The organism is Methylobacterium radiodurans (assembly GCF_003173735.1).
Classification (GTDB): Bacteria; Pseudomonadota; Alphaproteobacteria; order Rhizobiales; family Beijerinckiaceae; genus Methylobacterium; species Methylobacterium radiodurans.
On record NZ_CP029551.1, the window covers coordinates 463,662 to 479,728 of the forward strand.

Annotated in this window: 17 protein-coding genes; 9 read left to right on the plus strand and 8 right to left on the minus strand. The window is 71.7% G+C overall.

What is annotated here, in order from left to right; translation table 11 throughout:
• Positions 1-2: 2 nt before the first annotated feature.
• Entirely contained in the window at positions 3-395 is a 393-nt protein-coding gene (gene rutC / locus DK427_RS02040) for a pyrimidine utilization protein C (protein WP_109949803.1), read from the plus strand.
• Positions 396-399: 4 nt separating this feature from the next.
• A complete protein-coding gene (gene rutD, locus DK427_RS02045; RefSeq protein WP_109949804.1) occupies positions 400-1,182 on the plus strand; it encodes a pyrimidine utilization protein D in 783 nt (260 codons plus the stop codon).
• A 14-nt stretch (positions 1,183-1,196) separates the two neighbouring features.
• Here rutD and DK427_RS02050 read toward each other — a convergent pair whose 3' ends face one another.
• From DK427_RS02050 to DK427_RS02060, 3 genes are all read right to left on the minus strand, one after another.
• Positions 1,197-2,387 (minus strand): FAD-dependent monooxygenase, encoded by a 1,191-nt coding sequence (locus tag DK427_RS02050; protein ID WP_109953943.1) that lies wholly within the window; start codon positions 2,385-2,387, stop codon positions 1,197-1,199.
• Between the two features lie 118 nt (positions 2,388-2,505).
• Positions 2,506-2,970 (minus strand): hypothetical protein, encoded by a 465-nt coding sequence (locus DK427_RS02055; protein ID WP_245930763.1) that lies wholly within the window; start codon positions 2,968-2,970, stop codon positions 2,506-2,508.
• Between the two features lie 168 nt (positions 2,971-3,138).
• Positions 3,139-3,675, minus strand: a complete 537-nt coding sequence (locus DK427_RS02060) for an Hsp20 family protein (protein WP_109949805.1) — start codon at positions 3,673-3,675, stop codon at positions 3,139-3,141.
• A gap of 375 nt (positions 3,676-4,050) precedes the next feature.
• On the opposite strand from DK427_RS02060, the gene DK427_RS02065 reads away from it, so the two are divergent.
• Entirely contained in the window at positions 4,051-4,470 is a 420-nt protein-coding gene (locus DK427_RS02065) for a tellurite resistance TerB family protein (protein ID WP_109949806.1), read from the plus strand.
• Positions 4,471-4,634: 164 nt separating this feature from the next.
• Here DK427_RS02065 and DK427_RS02070 read toward each other — a convergent pair whose 3' ends face one another.
• Complete coding sequence (locus tag DK427_RS02070) at positions 4,635-4,922, minus strand: hypothetical protein (RefSeq protein ID WP_245930764.1); 288 nt, start codon at positions 4,920-4,922, stop codon at positions 4,635-4,637.
• A gap of 211 nt (positions 4,923-5,133) precedes the next feature.
• Between DK427_RS02070 and DK427_RS02075 the strand changes: the two genes are divergently transcribed.
• The 5 genes from DK427_RS02075 to DK427_RS02095 all read left to right on the plus strand — a co-directional run bounded on the left by DK427_RS02075 (position 5,134) and on the right by DK427_RS02095 (position 11,967).
• Positions 5,134-6,507 (plus strand): TAXI family TRAP transporter solute-binding subunit, encoded by a 1,374-nt coding sequence (locus DK427_RS02075; protein ID WP_109949808.1) that lies wholly within the window; start codon positions 5,134-5,136, stop codon positions 6,505-6,507.
• Between the two features lie 723 nt (positions 6,508-7,230).
• A complete protein-coding gene (locus DK427_RS02080; RefSeq protein WP_109949809.1) occupies positions 7,231-8,544 on the plus strand; it encodes a hypothetical protein in 1,314 nt (437 codons plus the stop codon).
• Positions 8,545-8,548: 4 nt separating this feature from the next.
• Positions 8,549-10,129 (plus strand): Dyp-type peroxidase, encoded by a 1,581-nt coding sequence (locus DK427_RS02085; protein ID WP_109949810.1) that lies wholly within the window; start codon positions 8,549-8,551, stop codon positions 10,127-10,129.
• 28 nt (positions 10,130-10,157) lie between these two features.
• Entirely contained in the window at positions 10,158-11,513 is a 1,356-nt protein-coding gene (locus DK427_RS02090; protein WP_109949811.1) for a S8 family serine peptidase, read from the plus strand.
• Between the two features lie 115 nt (positions 11,514-11,628).
• Entirely contained in the window at positions 11,629-11,967 is a 339-nt protein-coding gene (locus tag DK427_RS02095) for a hypothetical protein (protein WP_109949812.1), read from the plus strand.
• A 31-nt stretch (positions 11,968-11,998) separates the two neighbouring features.
• On the opposite strand, the gene DK427_RS02100 is transcribed toward DK427_RS02095, so the two are convergent.
• The gene (locus DK427_RS02100) at positions 11,999-13,084 is read right to left on the minus strand and encodes a YeiH family protein (RefSeq protein ID WP_109953945.1); all 1,086 of its coding nucleotides are present in this window, start codon (positions 13,082-13,084) and stop codon (positions 11,999-12,001) included.
• A 134-nt stretch (positions 13,085-13,218) separates the two neighbouring features.
• Between DK427_RS02100 and DK427_RS02105 the strand changes: the two genes are divergently transcribed.
• Positions 13,219-13,458: a hypothetical protein gene (locus tag DK427_RS02105; RefSeq protein WP_109949813.1), complete on the plus strand. Its 240-nt coding sequence runs from the start codon at positions 13,219-13,221 to the stop codon at positions 13,456-13,458.
• A gap of 62 nt (positions 13,459-13,520) precedes the next feature.
• On the opposite strand, the gene sorB is transcribed toward DK427_RS02105, so the two are convergent.
• From sorB to DK427_RS02120, 3 genes are all read right to left on the minus strand, one after another.
• A complete protein-coding gene (sorB, locus tag DK427_RS02110; RefSeq protein WP_109949814.1) occupies positions 13,521-13,853 on the minus strand; it encodes a SorB family sulfite dehydrogenase c-type cytochrome subunit in 333 nt (110 codons plus the stop codon).
• Between the two features lie 11 nt (positions 13,854-13,864).
• Positions 13,865-15,067 carry a SorA family sulfite dehydrogenase catalytic subunit gene (gene sorA / locus DK427_RS02115; protein ID WP_109949815.1) on the minus strand — a complete coding sequence of 401 codons (1,203 nt, stop codon included), beginning with the start codon at positions 15,065-15,067 and terminating at the stop codon, positions 13,865-13,867.
• Positions 15,068-15,191: 124 nt separating this feature from the next.
• Positions 15,192-16,010: a GntR family transcriptional regulator gene (locus DK427_RS02120; protein ID WP_109949816.1), complete on the minus strand. Its 819-nt coding sequence runs from the start codon at positions 16,008-16,010 to the stop codon at positions 15,192-15,194.
• Between the last annotated feature and the right edge of the window lie 57 nt (positions 16,011-16,067).

Below are 16,067 nucleotides of genomic sequence, written 5' to 3' on the forward strand. Positions count from 1 at the left end.
CCATGCCCAAGACCGTCGTGATCCCGCCCGGCACCGGCAAGCCGCTCGCGCCCTACGTGCCCGGGACCCTCGCCGACGGCGTGCTCTACGTCTCGGGCACCCTGCCGCTCGATGCCGAGGCCAACGTCGTCCATGTGGGGGACGCGGGCGCGCAGACCCGCCACGTGCTGGAGACGATCAAGGGCGTCGTCGAGGCCGCGGGCGGCACCATGGAGGACGTCACCTTCAATCACATCTTCCTGAAGGACTGGGCCGACTACGCCGCGATCAACGCGGTCTACGCGGCCTATTTCCCGGGCGAGAAGCCGGCGCGCTACTGCATCCAGTGCGGGCTGGTGAAGCCGGAGGCGCTCGTCGAGATCGCCTCCGTCGCCCATGTCGGCAAGGCCGCCTGAGCCGATGGCCGCGCCGGTCCATCACGAGATCCACGGCCGGGCGGAGGGGCGGACAATCCTGCTCTCGCCAGGGCTCGGCGGGTCGGCGGGCTATTTCGCGCCGCAACTGCCGGCGCTCGCCGAGCGCTTCCGCGTCGTCGCCTACGACCACCGCGGGACCGGCCGCTCGGCCGGTCCACTGGAGCCCGGCCACGACATCCCGGCAATGGCCGAGGACGTGCGCGCCCTCCTCGACCGGCTCGACATCGGGACGGCCGACATCGTCGGGCACGCTTTGGGCGGGCTGATCGCCCTGCAGCTGGCGCTGACCTGCCCGGAGCGGGTGGGACGCATCGTCGTCATGAACGGCTGGGACGCCATGGCCCCGGCGACCCGGCGCTGCTTCGCCGCCCGCAAGGCGCTGCTGACCCGGGCCGGCCCCGAGGCCTTCGTCCGGGCGCAGGCGATCTTCCTGTATCCGGCCCCCTGGATCTCGGCCCATGCGGAGCGCCTCGGCGCGGACGAGGCGCACGCCCTCGCGCATTTCCCCGGGGACGACACCGTTCTGGCCCGCATCGCCGCCCTGGAGGCCTTCGACCTGACGGATCGCCTCGGCGCGATCCCCCACGAGACGCTTCTGATGGCCGCGCGCGACGACGTGCTGGTGCCCTACACGGCCTCGGAGCGGCTCGCCGCGGGCCTGCCGAACGCGCGGCTCGACCTGATGCCCGAGGGCGGCCACGCCCACAGCGTGACGCGGGCCGAGGCCGTCACGGGCACGCTGCTGAGGTTCCTCGATCGGCCCTGAGCAGCGGCGGGGCGTCACCCCGTCGCGTACCGGGACAGGTCGGGCTCGGCGGACGGGCGGCCGAAAAGCCGGGTGGCCGGCCCGCGGATCAGGGGGGCGTTGGCCAAGCGCAGCGCGGCATGGAGCAGGCGGATGCCCGCGGGGCTGCGCGGATGCATCAGGCGCGGAACAAGCTTCGGTATGCCGTGCGCCTGCCCGACCATCGGACGCATCGCCCGCGCGTAGGCGGCGAAGGCGTCGGGGAGGCGCTCGGCGCGCGCCATCTCTTCGGCCAGGACGTAGGCGCCCGTGACGGCGAGCGTCGTGCCGATCCCGGCGAGCGGCGTCGCGCACCAGGCGGCGTCGCCGGTGAGCACGATGCTGCCCTTCGACCACCGCTTCATCCGCACCTGGCGCAGCACGTCGAGATAGAAGTCCGCGCTGTCCTCCATCGCGGCCAGCACGCGCGGTGCCTCCCAGCCCGCATCCCCGAACCGCTGGCGCAGAAAGACCTGCTGCCGGTCGCGATCCCAGTCCTGCTCGCCGCCCGGCGCTCCCCAGAGGGTCAGCATCGCCCGCGTGGTGCCGTGCCGGTCGGGCCGCAATGACACGCTCCGCCCGCCGGTCGCGTTGTACCAGCGCCACATCCGGTCATCCGTCGAGGTGCGCGGGATCGTGAAGTACGCGATCGTCAGGTTCATCCAGCGCGGCGCGTTCTCGCCCGGAAAGACCAGATCGCGCGTGGAGGAGCCGACGCCTTCTGCGACGATCACCGCGTCGTAGCGCTCCGAGCGACCGCTCGCGAACGCGACCTCGGCCAGACCCCCGTCCTCGTCGATGCGCCGCACGCTGTCGCCGAAGCGGTAGGCCGCGCGCTCGCGCGCCTGCTCGTAGAGGAGCCGCGCCAGGTCTCCGCGCAGGATCTCCATCTCGGCGGTCGGCCCGTCCCGACCGAGTTCCTCGGTGATGGCCCGCACCGCGACCCGGCCCTGCCCGTCGACCCAGACGGTTCCCAGCTCGCCGGTGCCGTTCGCCAGGGCGGCCCGCTCAAGGCCCATCCGCCGCAGCACCTCGCGCCCGACGCCGCGCACGTCGACGTTCTGCCCGCCATCGCGGAAGGCGGGCGCCCGCTCGACCACCGTGACGTCGAACCCGTGCCGGCCCAGCCACCAGGCAGCGGTGTTGGCGGCGACGCTCGCGCCGGTGATCAGGATACGACGAGTCAAAGGGCGCCCCCAGGCGTGCCGCACGCCCGTAAGAGAGTGTGCGGCGCGCGATCGTCGAGGGGGCGGGCGTGGCCTCTCACGCCCGCATCGACTCAGCCCCTGCGCGAGGCGGCGGCCCTCAGGCCGGCAGGCAGAGGGCGAGCGTCGCGGGGCCGGGCGGCGTGCGCGGGCGCGGCATCGCGGCGGCCGGGCACGGCGGCGGGTCGTCGTCGTCGTCCCGGCGGCGCGGGCGCAGGGTCCGGTGCAGCTTCGAGAAACCGCGCAGCCGCCTACGCGGGGGCTCCCGCCGCGCGGGCGGCGCGGCGGCCGCGCAGTCGAGCCGGGCCAGGGCCGCCAGCACGGCGTCCACCGGCACCGGCTCGGCCCGGCAGCCGGAGAGGCAGCGCAGGCCGGGCGCGTTCTCCAGGGCGCAGGCGTCCGAGGCCCAGGAGGCCAGGATCGCGCGCTTCTCCCCCAGGGTCAGCTGCGGGTGCTCCAGAACCTCGCGCGGCTGCCGGAACACGTCGCCGGGCGCCACGAGCGCCTGCCACGCCTCGAAGGAGGCGGGCCGCGCGCCCTGCGGGTTCATAGGGCCGTGGCTCATGGGGCCGTGGCTCATCGGGCCCTGATGCGGGCCGTCATGCGTGAGGTGCGTCTCCATCGTCGGCACGGGTCATCCTCCCTGATGGTGCGGGTTGGTGCACGAAAAGGGTTCGGGCCCCGGGGGCCGCAGGCCCCCGGGACTATCTGTTTGTCAGGGGAGCGCCGGGGCTCAGGCGGCCCTGGCGGGCGCCTCGACTTTGCCAGACACCTCGACTTTGCCAGACACCTCGACTTTGTCAGGCGCCTCGACCTGGGCCGGCGCGTTGTCCTGCCCGAGGGCCGCCTGCGTGCCGCCGATGGCGATGCGGCGGGGCTTCAGAGCCTCCGGCACCTCGCGCTTGAGCTCCACGGTCAGCAGGCCGTGCTCCAGGCTGGCGCCCGTAACCCGCACGTGGTCGGCGAGACTGAAGGTCTGGCGGAAGGCGCGGGCCGCGATGCCGCGGTGCAGGTAGGCGCGCTCCCCGTCCTTGTCGGCTTTCTGGCCGGTGACGATGAGCGCGGTGTCGTGCTGCGTCAGCTCGATCTCGTCCCGCGAGAAGCCGGCGACCGCCATGGTGATGCGGTAGGCGTCGTCGGCGACCTTCTCGATGTCGTAGGGCGGCCACTGGGTCGAGGGTTCGACCCGGGCGGCTTGGTCGAGCATCGAGAACAGGCGGTCGAAGCCGACCGTGGAACGATAGAGCGGCGCGAAGTCGTAGGTCCTCATGACCACATCCTCCTTGGAGCAACGTGATGACGAGGGCCGCCGGACACCCGGTCCGGCGCCCAACATGCGAGCCCGTTTGGGCCTCGCACGCGCGTAACGCCGGGACGCGGCCTCGGTTCCGGGAGCCTCGAATTTTTCATTGGCTGCGGGCAGATCCGGCCGGACCTATCCTTGTCGCGCCCTGCATGGGCGAGGTACCGGCACCCGGCGTCCTCTCAGACTCCGCGACTACGTGCAAAGACAAGCAATCATCCGGATTGAGACAATTTAAATTCATCCTGTATTGATACCGTCGCCCTGGACGGCGACAAATGCTTTCTCTATGAGCCCGGTTCGCCGGCGTTCAGGCTCAGCGCCGCGTGGAGAGACCTGATAATGTTCAACATGTTCAAGTCGCAGGCGTCGCTCGACCTGACACCCCGGAATTGTCTGGCCGCCTCCCTGATCTACTGCATGGCCTCCGACGGCGAGATCGACCCCGAGGAGATCGGCCACCTCGTCTCGGTCATGGGCCGCAACGCGACGCGCCAGCAACTCGACGCAGTGCTGCGCTACGCCCGATCCACCGAGCCGGCCCGGTTCCTCGCCGAGGCCGCCCCCCGGCTGCGGCCGGAGCAGAAGCTCTGCATCGTGCTGAACATGATCGACAGCGCCATGTCGGACGGCGAGGCCGAGCCTGGCGAGGAACGGCTGATCATGCAGTTCGCGCAGGCTTTCGGGCTCTCGGAGAGCGAGCTGACGCCGCACTTCCGCACGCTCGTGGTCAAGAACGACCGCGCCGTCCTGGACCGCTGACCGGGCCGGCCGCGGGCCAGGCATTTGAAGACGGTTGAGCGCGGCGGGGATCCGCGCTCGCCGGCCCCGGCAGGGCTTGGCCGCACCCGGCAGAGCTTGGCCGCACCCGGCAGGGCTTGGCCGCACCCGGCAGGGCTTGGCCGGTCGGCAGGCGGCCACGGGCCTCAGAGTCGCAGCGCGACGCGCGCCGTCGACAGGAGCACGGCGTTGGGGCGATGGCCGGTCTCGTCCTCGGCGTAGGCGATCGCGTCCTCCCGGCTCCGGAACAGGCCGCCGGCACGCCCGTGAAGCTCGATGGCGACCCAGTGGCCCGTCGGATCCTGACCGACGACGAAGCGGGCAGCCTCAGCGGTGGTGGCGCCGCCAGGGGCCGGGGCGACCTCGGCTTGGACGGCGACTTGGACGGCGACTTGGACGGCGACTTGGACGGCGACTTGGACGGCGAGAGACATCCTGTGTCCTGGTCTCACGCGATCCTCTGGGGACCGCGCTCCTGAGCTGGGCCCGGCCGCGTTAGGGTTCGAGCGGGAAGCGGGGCCGATTCCATAAGTGTCCCGTTAGGATTGCGATCCGGCTCGATCATCGGCGCGCCCTCGCAAACCGGCCTCCCGGTACCCACCTGGGCCGCACGGCCGGGAGCACCGGCAGCGAGGGGGTGGGCGCGTGGGCAAGCTGGGGTTTCCAGGCGGCCGCGAGGCGTGGCTCGCCCTCGGATTGGCGGCCCTGCTCCTGCTCGGGGCCGCCGCGGCCTACCACCTGACGCGGCCCACGACCCTGACCCTCGCGGTCGCCCCGAGCGGCGGCACCGAGCCGGCGCTGCTGCGGGCCTACGCCGACGAGCTCGCCCGGCGGAAGCTCGGCATCCGGCTCAAGGTGGTCCCGTTTGGCGGGGTGCGCGAGAGCGCGGAGGCGCTGAAAGCCGGCAGGGCCGATCTCGCGGTGGTCCGGCCGGACGTGGCGATGCCGGGCAACGGCCTCACCCTCGCGGTTTTGCGGGAACTGGCCGTCCTCGTCGTCGCGCCCGGCGCCTCCGGCATCAGGAGCATCCCGGACCTCGCGGGCAAGCGACTGGGCATGCTGGCGAGCCGGACCGCCGACCGGACCCTGGTCGGCAACCTCGTCGCCCAGCACGGGCTGGACCTCCCGACAGAAGCGGCGGTCGGCACCGTGCCGACGAAGGCCGTGGCTTTGGCCCCCGTCGAGGAAGCCGACATCCCGGCCGCGCTCCGGGACGGGCGCATCGACGCGATGGCGCTGGTGACGACCCCCACCTCGCCGGCCGCGCGCCGGGTGGTGGGCCTCGTGCGCGAGGCAAGTGCGGATGACGTCGCGCTGTTCGGTGCGCCCGACGCCGCGGCGGTGCTGGCGCGCTGGCCCCGCCTGCAACCGGTGACGGTGCCGGCCACGCTGTTCGGCGGCAGCCCACGGCTGCCGGCCGAGGACGTGGCGACGGTAGGCTCGTCCTATCGTCTGATGGCGCGCGCCGACCTGTCGCGCAGCGTCGCCTCGGAGGTGACGCAGCACCTGTTCGAGATGCGCGCGGCGCTCGCCGAGACCGTGCCGGCCGCCGAGGAGGTGAGCCATCCGGACTACGAGGACACGGCCGACGCCACCAGCGCCCGCCTGCCCATTCACCCGGGCGCGATCGACTACTACGAGCGCGAGCAGGAGACCTTCATCGAGCGCTACGAGAGTTGGATCTACCTCGTGGCCATCCTGGCCGGCGGCGTCGGCTCCACGCTCGCTTGGCTGCGGCGGCGTCTTGGGCGCATCCGCCGCGAACGGATCGAGGTGGCGACGGCGCGCCTGCTGGAACTCCGGACGGAGGCGCGCCGCGAGACCGACCGCGCACGCCTGGACGCGCTGGCGGGCGAGGTGGACGACCTCGCGGGCAGCATCGCCCGCCACGCCCTGAACCGGCCGACCGAGCCGCGCACGCTGGGCGCCGCCACCGTGGCCATCGACGCCGCGCGCTCGACGGTCAAGCGGGCCTTGTCCCGTGCCGGCTCGCCGACCTCCCGTCCGACGGAGTCCTGACCGGATCGCGGGCGCATCTACGCGCACCGTCCGGAGGCGCGGTCGGGACCTGCAAGTCCCAGATCCCCCTCCGGCGGCAAGGCGTCCCGGCGCCGCTTCCGATCAGCCGCTCAGGCGGTCCGCCTGCCGGCCGCGGACGCCTGAGGCCGGGCCCGCGACGCCCTGGCCGATGCGGAATCCGACGCGGCAGCGTCGTCACAAGCACTGAACAGATCGGCGGGCGGATCGGCAAACCTATACGCAATTCCTGCTCTAGTACCGAAGGACTAATACTTGATCCTCGATCAGAGCAGAACGTCGTGCAAGGCGGGAAACGCACCGCATCTTCATGCACGCCCGACACAGCAGAGAAGCCCGTGAAGGTTATAAGTAATGTTGTACGCCATGATCGTCGCTTACTGATTTTTTTCACCGCAACGCGTCATGGACCCTTGAACGATCATTGCGAATCGGACCAGAATCGAATAATGGATCGATAATTGTTCCAGGACGTGGGAAGAGTGGTGCCGGACGGCAGCGGGATTGCCGTTCTCGCGTTCGGGAATACGCGCACTCGGATGAACCCGGTCCGGCGCGTTCCTCGATCTGTCCTCGTGTCCCTCCGTTCGTCCCGCATCGGCGCGCGCAGCCGCGAGGGCGGCACTGTGCCGGACGCGCTGCGCGCACCCGTGGCCCGTGGCCCGACCTGTTCCACCAGCTTCCCGTTGTTGAGAGGGTGACGCCATGACGACGAAATTCTCGACGCCCGCCTTCGTCGACGACCTCGACGAGGCGGGCCGTGCCGCCTGGGCCGAGGCGCTTCACAGCTGGTTCCAGGACGCGGCCGGACGGCTGCCGGAGGGACATCGCTTCTTCAACGTGGTCGACGATCCGGCGCCGGCCGGTTCGCCGACGGCCCTCATCCCGTGGAACGCCTTCCCGAGGAAGTTCACGCTGCGCTGGCCGGACGACGTCGAGACCCGCTGGCGGACGGCGGAGACCGTCGTCAGCCGCGACATGAACGATCGCAGGGCCGGCTACTACGAGCCCGCCGGGGACGGCAAGTTCCGCAACGCCAACCTGCCCTTCCGCGATCAGGACGAGTATTGCGAGTGGCGGTGCATCCGCGATCCCGGCACGGGCCGCCTCAAGAGCATCGTGTTCACCTGCGAGAATCCGGAATACTGGACGACGCTCGCCGAGCAGGACCGGGACAAGCTGCTGAAGCTCTACCGGCAGCTCGTCGGCGAGCAGGTCCAGCCAGAGGACCTGTTCTTCCAGACGGACATCTTCGTCAGCGGCGAACAGGGACCGGTCAACCTGCGGGGCCGCTACAATCCCCTCAACAAGTGGAACACCACCGACGGTCTGGTCCACCTGACCCATCCGGCCAACTCGCTGCAGGCGGAGATCTATCTCGCGGCCGACGCGACGGTGCTGCGGACGGACGGGACGGGGCAGGTCCTGACCGACGACGCCCGCCTGATCTGCTGCGCGGCCTACGGCAGCCCCAATCGGTCGAGCGACCCCACGATCGGCGGCAAGGTCAACGAACTGGTGCGCAACGGCCTGAAGGTCACGATCGCCGACCCGGTCGGGCTCTATATCGGCGAGCTGGACTTGGCGCCGATCGAGGTTCCGGGCGGCGCCACGGCGGCCGATTGCTGGAAGGTCCTGCGCGGCCGCCAGGACGACCGGCTGATCCTGCGCGCCGAGTTCTCGCCGCCCGAGGGCGCCGATTTCGAGCTCGCGGACGTCCTCGTCGGCGGCGAGCCACTGCGGTACGGCGGACAGCTCGCGGAGCTCATAACGATCGTCATCCACGGCGTCGGCGTGGCGAGCGCGGGGGACGCGCCCCGACAGGGCTGCGATTACAAGTGCTGCCGCGTCCCCGCGAGCCCGCGGCTGGTCTCGATCGTCGAGATCGACAAGCCCTGCCCGGAGGTTCCGCTGACGATGGAGGTGCAGGCGGAAGGGTCGGTGCTGCCGTCCCTGACCGCCTCGGTCGCCGACGTCGTGTCGGCCGACGCCCTGCCGCGGACGGTCGGAAGGATCTGAGGCCGTGTCCGATCCGATCCTTCCGGGAGCCGGGATCCAGGCCAACATCGCGCCCGGGTTCAGGCTGCCCTTCCAGCGGATCGTCGCCGTCGGCGCCGACACGCGGCAGGCACAGGAGATCGTGCGGCGCCTGCTGCCGCGGGTCACCGCGGCCTCGGAGGCGGCCGCCTATCACGGCAGGCGGATCGAGAAGGCCAAGGAACTCCGCGTCTTCGGCAAGGAGAGCTTCCGGCTCGCGGACGGGGCCCCGCTCCAGTGGCTCAACGTCGCGATCGGGGCGGAGCCCCTGGCCGGGGCGGGCTTCGACGGACCGGCGCGGCTGGACCGCTCCTTCGCCCTCGGCCTCGCGAAGCGTTCGAGCCTGCTCGGCGACCCCTCCGCCCCGGGCACGCCGGGCCACCGGGACGGATGGGTCGTCGGCGCACCGTCGGCGCCGATCGCCCTGCTGCTGATCCTCGGCTCGGACGATCCCGAGGCGCTCGCGGGGTTCGTCGCGGCGGTCGAGGCCGATTGCCGCGCGGCGGGCGCCGCGATCCTCCACACGGATGCCGGCGAGCGGCTCGAGAACGACATCGAGCATTTCGGCTTCCGGGACGGCATCTCGCAGCCGGGCCTGCGCGGCCGGCTGAGCGCGGATTCCGACGACCTCCTGACGCCGCGGCGGCTTCCGCCGGACGGGGCGTCCGATGGGCCCGAATTCTCCGCGCCCGGCGAAGTCCTGCTCTGGCCCGGAGAGTTCATCTTCGGCTATCCGGGGCAGGACGCCCACGATTTCAGGCGGCCCGCGGCGGAGCCGGCGGTCGATCCGTTCATGGATGGCGGATCGTACCTCGTCTTCCGCAGGCTGCGGCAGCATGTCGGGACCTTCCGCCAGGCCACGCAGGCCCTCGCGGCGGATCTGCGAAAGGCGGCGGCCTTCGCCGACGTCACGGACGCGTGGCTGCGCTCCCGCCTGGTCGGGCGCTGGCCCTCGGGCGCTCCGATCCTCCTGTACCCCGACGCCGATCCGGGCGAGCCGCCGGGCTCCCTCGGCGCGTTCAACCATTTCGGGTTCCGCGAACCGATGCCGGCCGTGACGACGACGGCGGGCGAGCCGATCCCGCCCGCGCCGTCCGATCCCGCGGGCCTCGTCTGCCCGCTCCACGCGCATATCCGGAAGGTGAACCCGCGCGATCTCGGCACCAATCTCGGGCCGCCCTCCCAGACCCAGAAGCTCCGCCTGCTCCGGCGGGGCATCCCCTACGGACCTCCGATCGCCGACGATGCGACCGGGGAGGACGGCGTCGACCGCGGCCTGCTCTTCCTGAGCTACCAGCGCAGCATCCGGGAGCAGTTCGAGAAGCTCGCCCAGGACTGGATGAACTCCGACATCAAGCCGGAAGCGGATGGCGGCCACGACGTGCTCGTCGGGCAGGCGCCGACATCGCGGTCGGGCCGCACCGCCGCCTTCCGGGCATCCGCCACCGCCGCCCCGGTCCGGGTCGCGACCCTGGCGGATTGGATCACGCCGACCGGCGGCGGCTACTTCTTCGCGCCGTCGATCGCCGCGCTCGCGGCGTTCGCGGGCATCCGGGCCGAGGTCTGAGGGGACCCGAACGAGGGGAGGGGCCGCCATGGCGAAGATCGGACCGCTGCTGCGGAGCGTGATCGACAAGGTCGAGAAGGCCGGGGACGATCTGCGCGGCCGGGAGATGCGTCTGATCGCGTCCCATATCGGCGGCTCGGACACGGGCGACCACCTGCCGCTCGTCTTGCAGTTCAAGCCGGCCAAGCCAGCCCGCGGCGAGACCTGGGAGGAGTTCAAGCACCGGGTCGGCGCGGAGCTCGAACCCAGGAACGCTGTGCTGGCGGGCGGGCGGGCAGAGCCCCTCTTCCTCGCCAACGCGCTCGCGACGACGGTCGCCACCGAACGGGTCGGCGGCCTCGCCGACCTCGACGACATCGACCGGATCGAACTCGACCCGGTCGTCTATCCGACCTGCATGGACGACGCCGTCGTGGACCTGCGGCTCGACGCGTTCCGGAACCGGTTCGGTGCGCTCACCGGCCAGGGGGTACGAGTCGCGGTGCTCGATTCCGGCGTCGACGAGCGGCACCCCTGCCTCGCGGTGGAGAGGTCGATCTCGACCTGCGGCGAGGACGTGGCCATCCCCGGCCGGCACGGCACGCATTGCGCCGGCTCCATCGCCTCGCGCGACACCATATTCCCGGGCATCGCGCCCGACGTCGCCCTTCTCAACGTGAAGGTCCTCAAGAGCGACGGCAGCGGAACCCACACCAACATCGCGCGGGGCGTCGATGCGGCTCTGGACCTGAACGCCGACATCCTGTCGATGAGCCTCGGCTTCAATCACCTGCCGACATGGTCCGACGGGGGGCACGGATGGAGCTGCACCGACGGGCGGTGCCCGCTCTGCACGGCCGTCGAGAACGCGGTGCGGTTCGGGGCGATCGTCTGCGTCGCGGCCGGCAACGAGCATCAGCGCGCGGACGCGTTGCGGCGCTTCGGCCACGGCGCCTCCTTCGACACCGAGCTGGGATGCCCCGGGCAATCCCGGGGCGCCATCACCGTGGGCGCGATCACCAAGCGAACCTTCCTGCCGGCCGATTTCTCGAGCCGGGGCCCCGCGTCGTTCGGCCTGTCGAAGCCGGATCTCTGCGCGCCGGGCGTCAACATCATGTCGACGGTGCCGGCCCCGCGCCTCGCGAACGGAGAGCTCGTGGCGGACCCCGCCCGGGTCGATCTCTTCGGCCGCATCAGCGGAACCTCGATGGCGACACCGATCGTCGCGGGTTCACTCGCGCTGATCCTGCAGGAGCGGCGGCAAAAGGGTCTCGCAGTCACCCCCGCCGCCATGAGGAAGGCCTTGCTCGACGCGGCGGTTGCGCCAATCTCTCTCCCCGAGAACGTCGTCGGCAAGGGGCGCGTCGATCTGGGGGCTTTGGGCGTCGAGGCGCTGACGTCCTAGGGCAGGCTGCCGCTCGGTGGAACCGGCAGCTTGCTCCGTGGTGTTGTGGTCGCACGCTGCGGTGAGCCGGGTTCCGCCCGTCCGCACCGTGCCCTCGCTGCCGTGGGAGTTGGCCATGCCGGATCAGAACGCGTTGGAGAAGTTGCGCCGCCTCGGGCTCGTCCACCAGACGGCCGACGGCGCCGAAGCGGTCACGGTCACCGCGCAGTATCGCGGATCGCCCGCTTCGAGCGACAGGAACGCCTGGCGGGCGGAGATGGAGGCCTGGCAGCAGAACCTCGACGGGACGCTGGCCCAGCACGGCGCCGAGCTCGTGCCCGACAGCCTGTCGCTGTCGGCCCAGACCGTCGAGGCTCTGGTCCCGACGGCGCAGCTCGACGCACTCGCCACCGCGCTGAAGACCGACAATGTCCGGGTCGACCTCGTCGTCCCCCGCGAGGGCGTCGGCGGCTGACGGACCCGGGCGCTTCGTCAGCGTGTCGGGCTCAGCCGAGGCCGAAGCCCCGGATCAGCACGAGGCTGACGGCCAGGAGCACGAGGAGCGATCCGGTGACCGCGAGCGTCACCCGCGCCCCCACCCGGGCGAGTACCCGCACGTCGACGCCGAGGCCGAGGGCGGCCATCGAGACCACGGTCAGCAGGCCTGCGAGCCGCGTCACCGACGGCACCAGGGATTCCGGCACCAGCCCGAGCGAGCGCAGGCTCGCGAGCGCCAGGAAGCCGAGGATGAACCAGGGCACCAGCTTGAAGAAGCCGAGCCGCTGCGGGCTGCCCCGGACCGAAGCCCCTTCCGGCGGAAGATGCGGGGCGATGAGCGCGAAGACGACCACGACCGGGCCGAGCATCAGCACGCGCACGAGCTTGACCAGCGTGCCCACCTGCGTGGCGAGCAGGCTGATCGGCACGGTGGCGGCGAGAACCTGCGGCACCGCGTAGACGGTGAGCCCGGCCAGCACGCCGTACTGGTGCTCGCTAAGGCCCGCCAGCGGCACGAAGAGCGGCAGGCCCAGCACCATCAGCACGCCGAGCACCGCCGTGAAGGCGATGGCGGCGGCCACGTCCTTGCTGTCGGCGCCGATCACCGGGGCGACCGCCGCGATCGCCGAGTTGCCGCAGATCGCGTTGCCGGACGCCACCAGGATTGCCATGCGGGCGGGCAGGCCGAGCGCCCGGCAGATGCCGTAGCTCGCCGTGATAGCCAGGATCACCGTGCCGGCGATGCCGGCCAGCAGCGCCGGGCCGGAGGCCACGATCGCCCCGAGGCTGATCGAGGCGCCGAGCAGCGTGACCGCGACCTCCAGCACCTGCTTGGCCGAGAAGGCGATGCCGGCCCGGTAGCGCTCGCCCGGCACCCAGACGGTGCGCAGCGCGATGCCCGCGAGGATCGCGATGACCAGCGCCTCGACATAGGGATGGCCGGTGAGGTGCTCCTCCACCGCCTGCACGGCGACCGCCGCCGCGGTGATCGCGAGGCATACCAGGAGGCCCGGCAGGAGCGAGGGCACCGCGCCGACGGCCGTACCGGACGGGCCCGCCTTCGCGACCTCCTTCGCGGGTGCCTTGGCGCTCATGATCTCATCCTCACGGGGCAAGGGAAGGAGGCTCTCCATGCTGAGCTGATGGCAGAACAAATTTCTCCTACGACTTCAAAAATCGAAGTTGCACAACCATTGTCTGCTCCGAAGCCGGGCGCGATAATCGGCCCATGCCCACCGATATCCGTCCGCGGCATCCCGCCTTCGATCCGTTCGGCGAGCGCATCGACGGCGCCTGCCTCCGCGTGGCGGTGCCGGACGGCTCCCGGGCGCGCAACCTCGCCGTCGCGCTGTTCTGGAGCGTCGCGCTCCTCCTCGTCGTGGGCCGCGTTCATCTCGACGCGCATGCGGCGTCCCCGCCCGCCGCGCACGCCTCGGTTCAGGTCGCCGCCGGCCAGCTGGGCTCGTGACGCCGGGGCCGGCTCCTGAGCGCCGGCTGGCACAGCGCAGCATCGTGGGGCGATCGACGGTGTCAATACTGCGCGCTCAGGTAGGCGGCGATGGCCCGGCCGTCCGCCTCGTCGATGGGGGCGCGATAGACCTTGATCATCTTCGTCACCTCCGCCTCCCAGAAGGCACGGCCTTTGCCCGGCGGCTGCATCGCGATGTAGTCGACCGAGTGGCAGGTCATGCAATTTGCTTGCGCGGCCGCGAAACCCGCCGCGTGTGCGCCGTCCGCGGGCGGGCGCAACTCGGCGGTCGGCTCCGGAACCGCGTAGCTGCGCGGGGCCGCCAGGGCGGCGCCCGCCGACAGGGCGACCAGCGCGGCCAGACAGGCACGCGACCGGGACAAGCGCCGGGGCATGGTTCTCTCCCTCACGAGGCGCGCACCCGCGTGGTCTCGACCACGTTGCGCAGGTAGCCGGCCGGGTTCCAGAGCGGCTCCATCGGCTGGCTCGCCCCGTCATTGCCCGTCGCCCGCACCCGGATCGCGTGCGCGCCGGGGGCGAGATCGAGGTCCAGGGTCCAGGGCCGGAAGGCGTAGGGGCCGAGATCCTGCCCGAGCCGCGCCTCTGTCCAACTCCTTCCGTCGTCGGCCGAGACGGAAACGGAGCGAATGCCTGAGCCGCCGTCGAAGGCGATGCCGCGCAACGGGGTGCGCCCGGCCTTCACCGCGGCACCGTCCTGGAGGTTCGTGAGGAAGGAGCGGATGGTGAAGCGGTTGATCGGCACGGTGGCCTTCGGCGCCTGGCCCGGCTCGGTGCAGGCGCAAGGATTGTCCGGGATCCGGTAGGCCGTCTTCATCCAGAAATTGTCGAACGGCTTGTCGAGCACCCGGACACTGTCGAGGTGCTTGACCCAGTAGGTCCCGTAATAGCCCGGCACGACGAGGCGCAGGGGATAGCCGTTGAGCCAGGGCAGGTCCTCGCCGTTCATCGCGAAGGCGAGCATGACCGTGCCGTCGCGGGCGTGATCGACGCCGAGCGACTTGGCGAAGTCCGGCGTCTCGGGGACGACCGGCCCGTCGAGCCCCTCGAAGGCGACCTCGACCGCCCCGGGCCGGAGGCCGGCCCTGTCGAGCACGGCCTTCAAAGGCACGCCGGTCCAGCGGGCGCAGCCCATGGCGCCGTTGGCGAGCTGCCCGCCGGCCACCCGCGGCTCGAAGAAGCCGCGCGAGTTGCCCGAGCACTGGTTGACCGCGACGACCTCCGTGCCGGGCATCGCCTTCAGCTCGGCGAGCGAGAGGGTCAGCGGGCGCTCGACATGGCCCTGGATCGTCAGCCGGTAGGTCTCCGGGTCGATCTCGGTCGGGATGTCGGCGAGGTGGTAGCGCACGAAGAAGGCGTCGTTCGGCGTGATGGCGCCCGCGTCGAAGACCGAGAACGGCGTCTCGAGCTGGGGCGGGCGCGCCGTCATCTGCAGGAGCGGGCGCTTGCCCGGATAGGCCACCAGCGGGCGCTCGCCGTTGCCGAAGGGCAGCGCGACCGATTCCGCCCGGGCGCGCGGGGCGCCGCCCGCCAGCGCGAGGGCGCCGAGCGCACCCATCCTCAGAACGTCCCGTCGTCCGCGATCCGTCATCGCGCGCTCCCCGTGCAGGCTGTTGCAGCGAGTCTTTCGTGCTCCGGAGCCTCTCGCGACAGAGGGTCCCGGGTATCCGCCATGATGCGTCCCGCCGCCGGCTTCTTGCCGGCGCAAGCGCCGGTCAGCGCAGGACCGAGAGGTAGTGGATGTCCTGGGTCAGGCAGGTGGAGAGACGCCACTCGACCGGGCGGTCCTCCAGATCGATCGCGACGCGGTCGATCTCCAGGGCCGGCGTGCCCTCCGCCACCTCCAGCAACCCCGCCTCGCGGGGCCCGAGGGCCACCGCCTTCAGGCGCTCGTTGGCGGTCGCGATCGTGATGCCGAAGCGCGTCGCGTAGAGGCTGTAGAGGGTGTTGGGCAGCGCCAGTTCGGCGATGCCGGGGAAGAGGGCGGCCGGCACGCTGATCGTCTCGATCAGGCAGAGCCTGGCATCGATGAGGCGGACGCGCTCGATCCGCACGACGCGAGCGGCGCGCGCGAGGTCGAGGCGGCCGCGCTCGTCGGCGCTGGCGGCGGCCTCCGCGATCGCCGTGACCCGGCTGGTGGGCATGCCGGTGCCCTCGCCGTCCGGCCGCAGCTTGAAGAAGCGGAAGACGCTCTGCTTGTCGTCGTGATCGGCCACGAAGGTGCCGCGGCCCTGGCGGCGCACCAGCAGGCTGTCGGCGGTGAGCGCGTCGAGCGCCTTGCGCACCGTGCCCTGGCTGACCCCGAGCTCGGCGGCGAGCTGCCCCTCGCTCGGCAGGATCTGGCCGGGCTGCCAGACCGCGTCGGCGAGGCGCTTCAGGAGCGTGTCGTAGACCTGCCGGTACAGCGGCCGGAAGCCGACCGCGCCGCCTGCGGCACCGCGCCCCGAACCCGCCTGACCTCCGCCTGACCGTTCCATCTCGTGACGACGCTGTGCCCCACCCGCGGGCAGAGCGTCGAAGGATGTGTCCAGCACCTCTCCCTCCTCTCGCTTACGTCGGCCCACCGGCCGGGGCAATCACAGGTTTGCCGC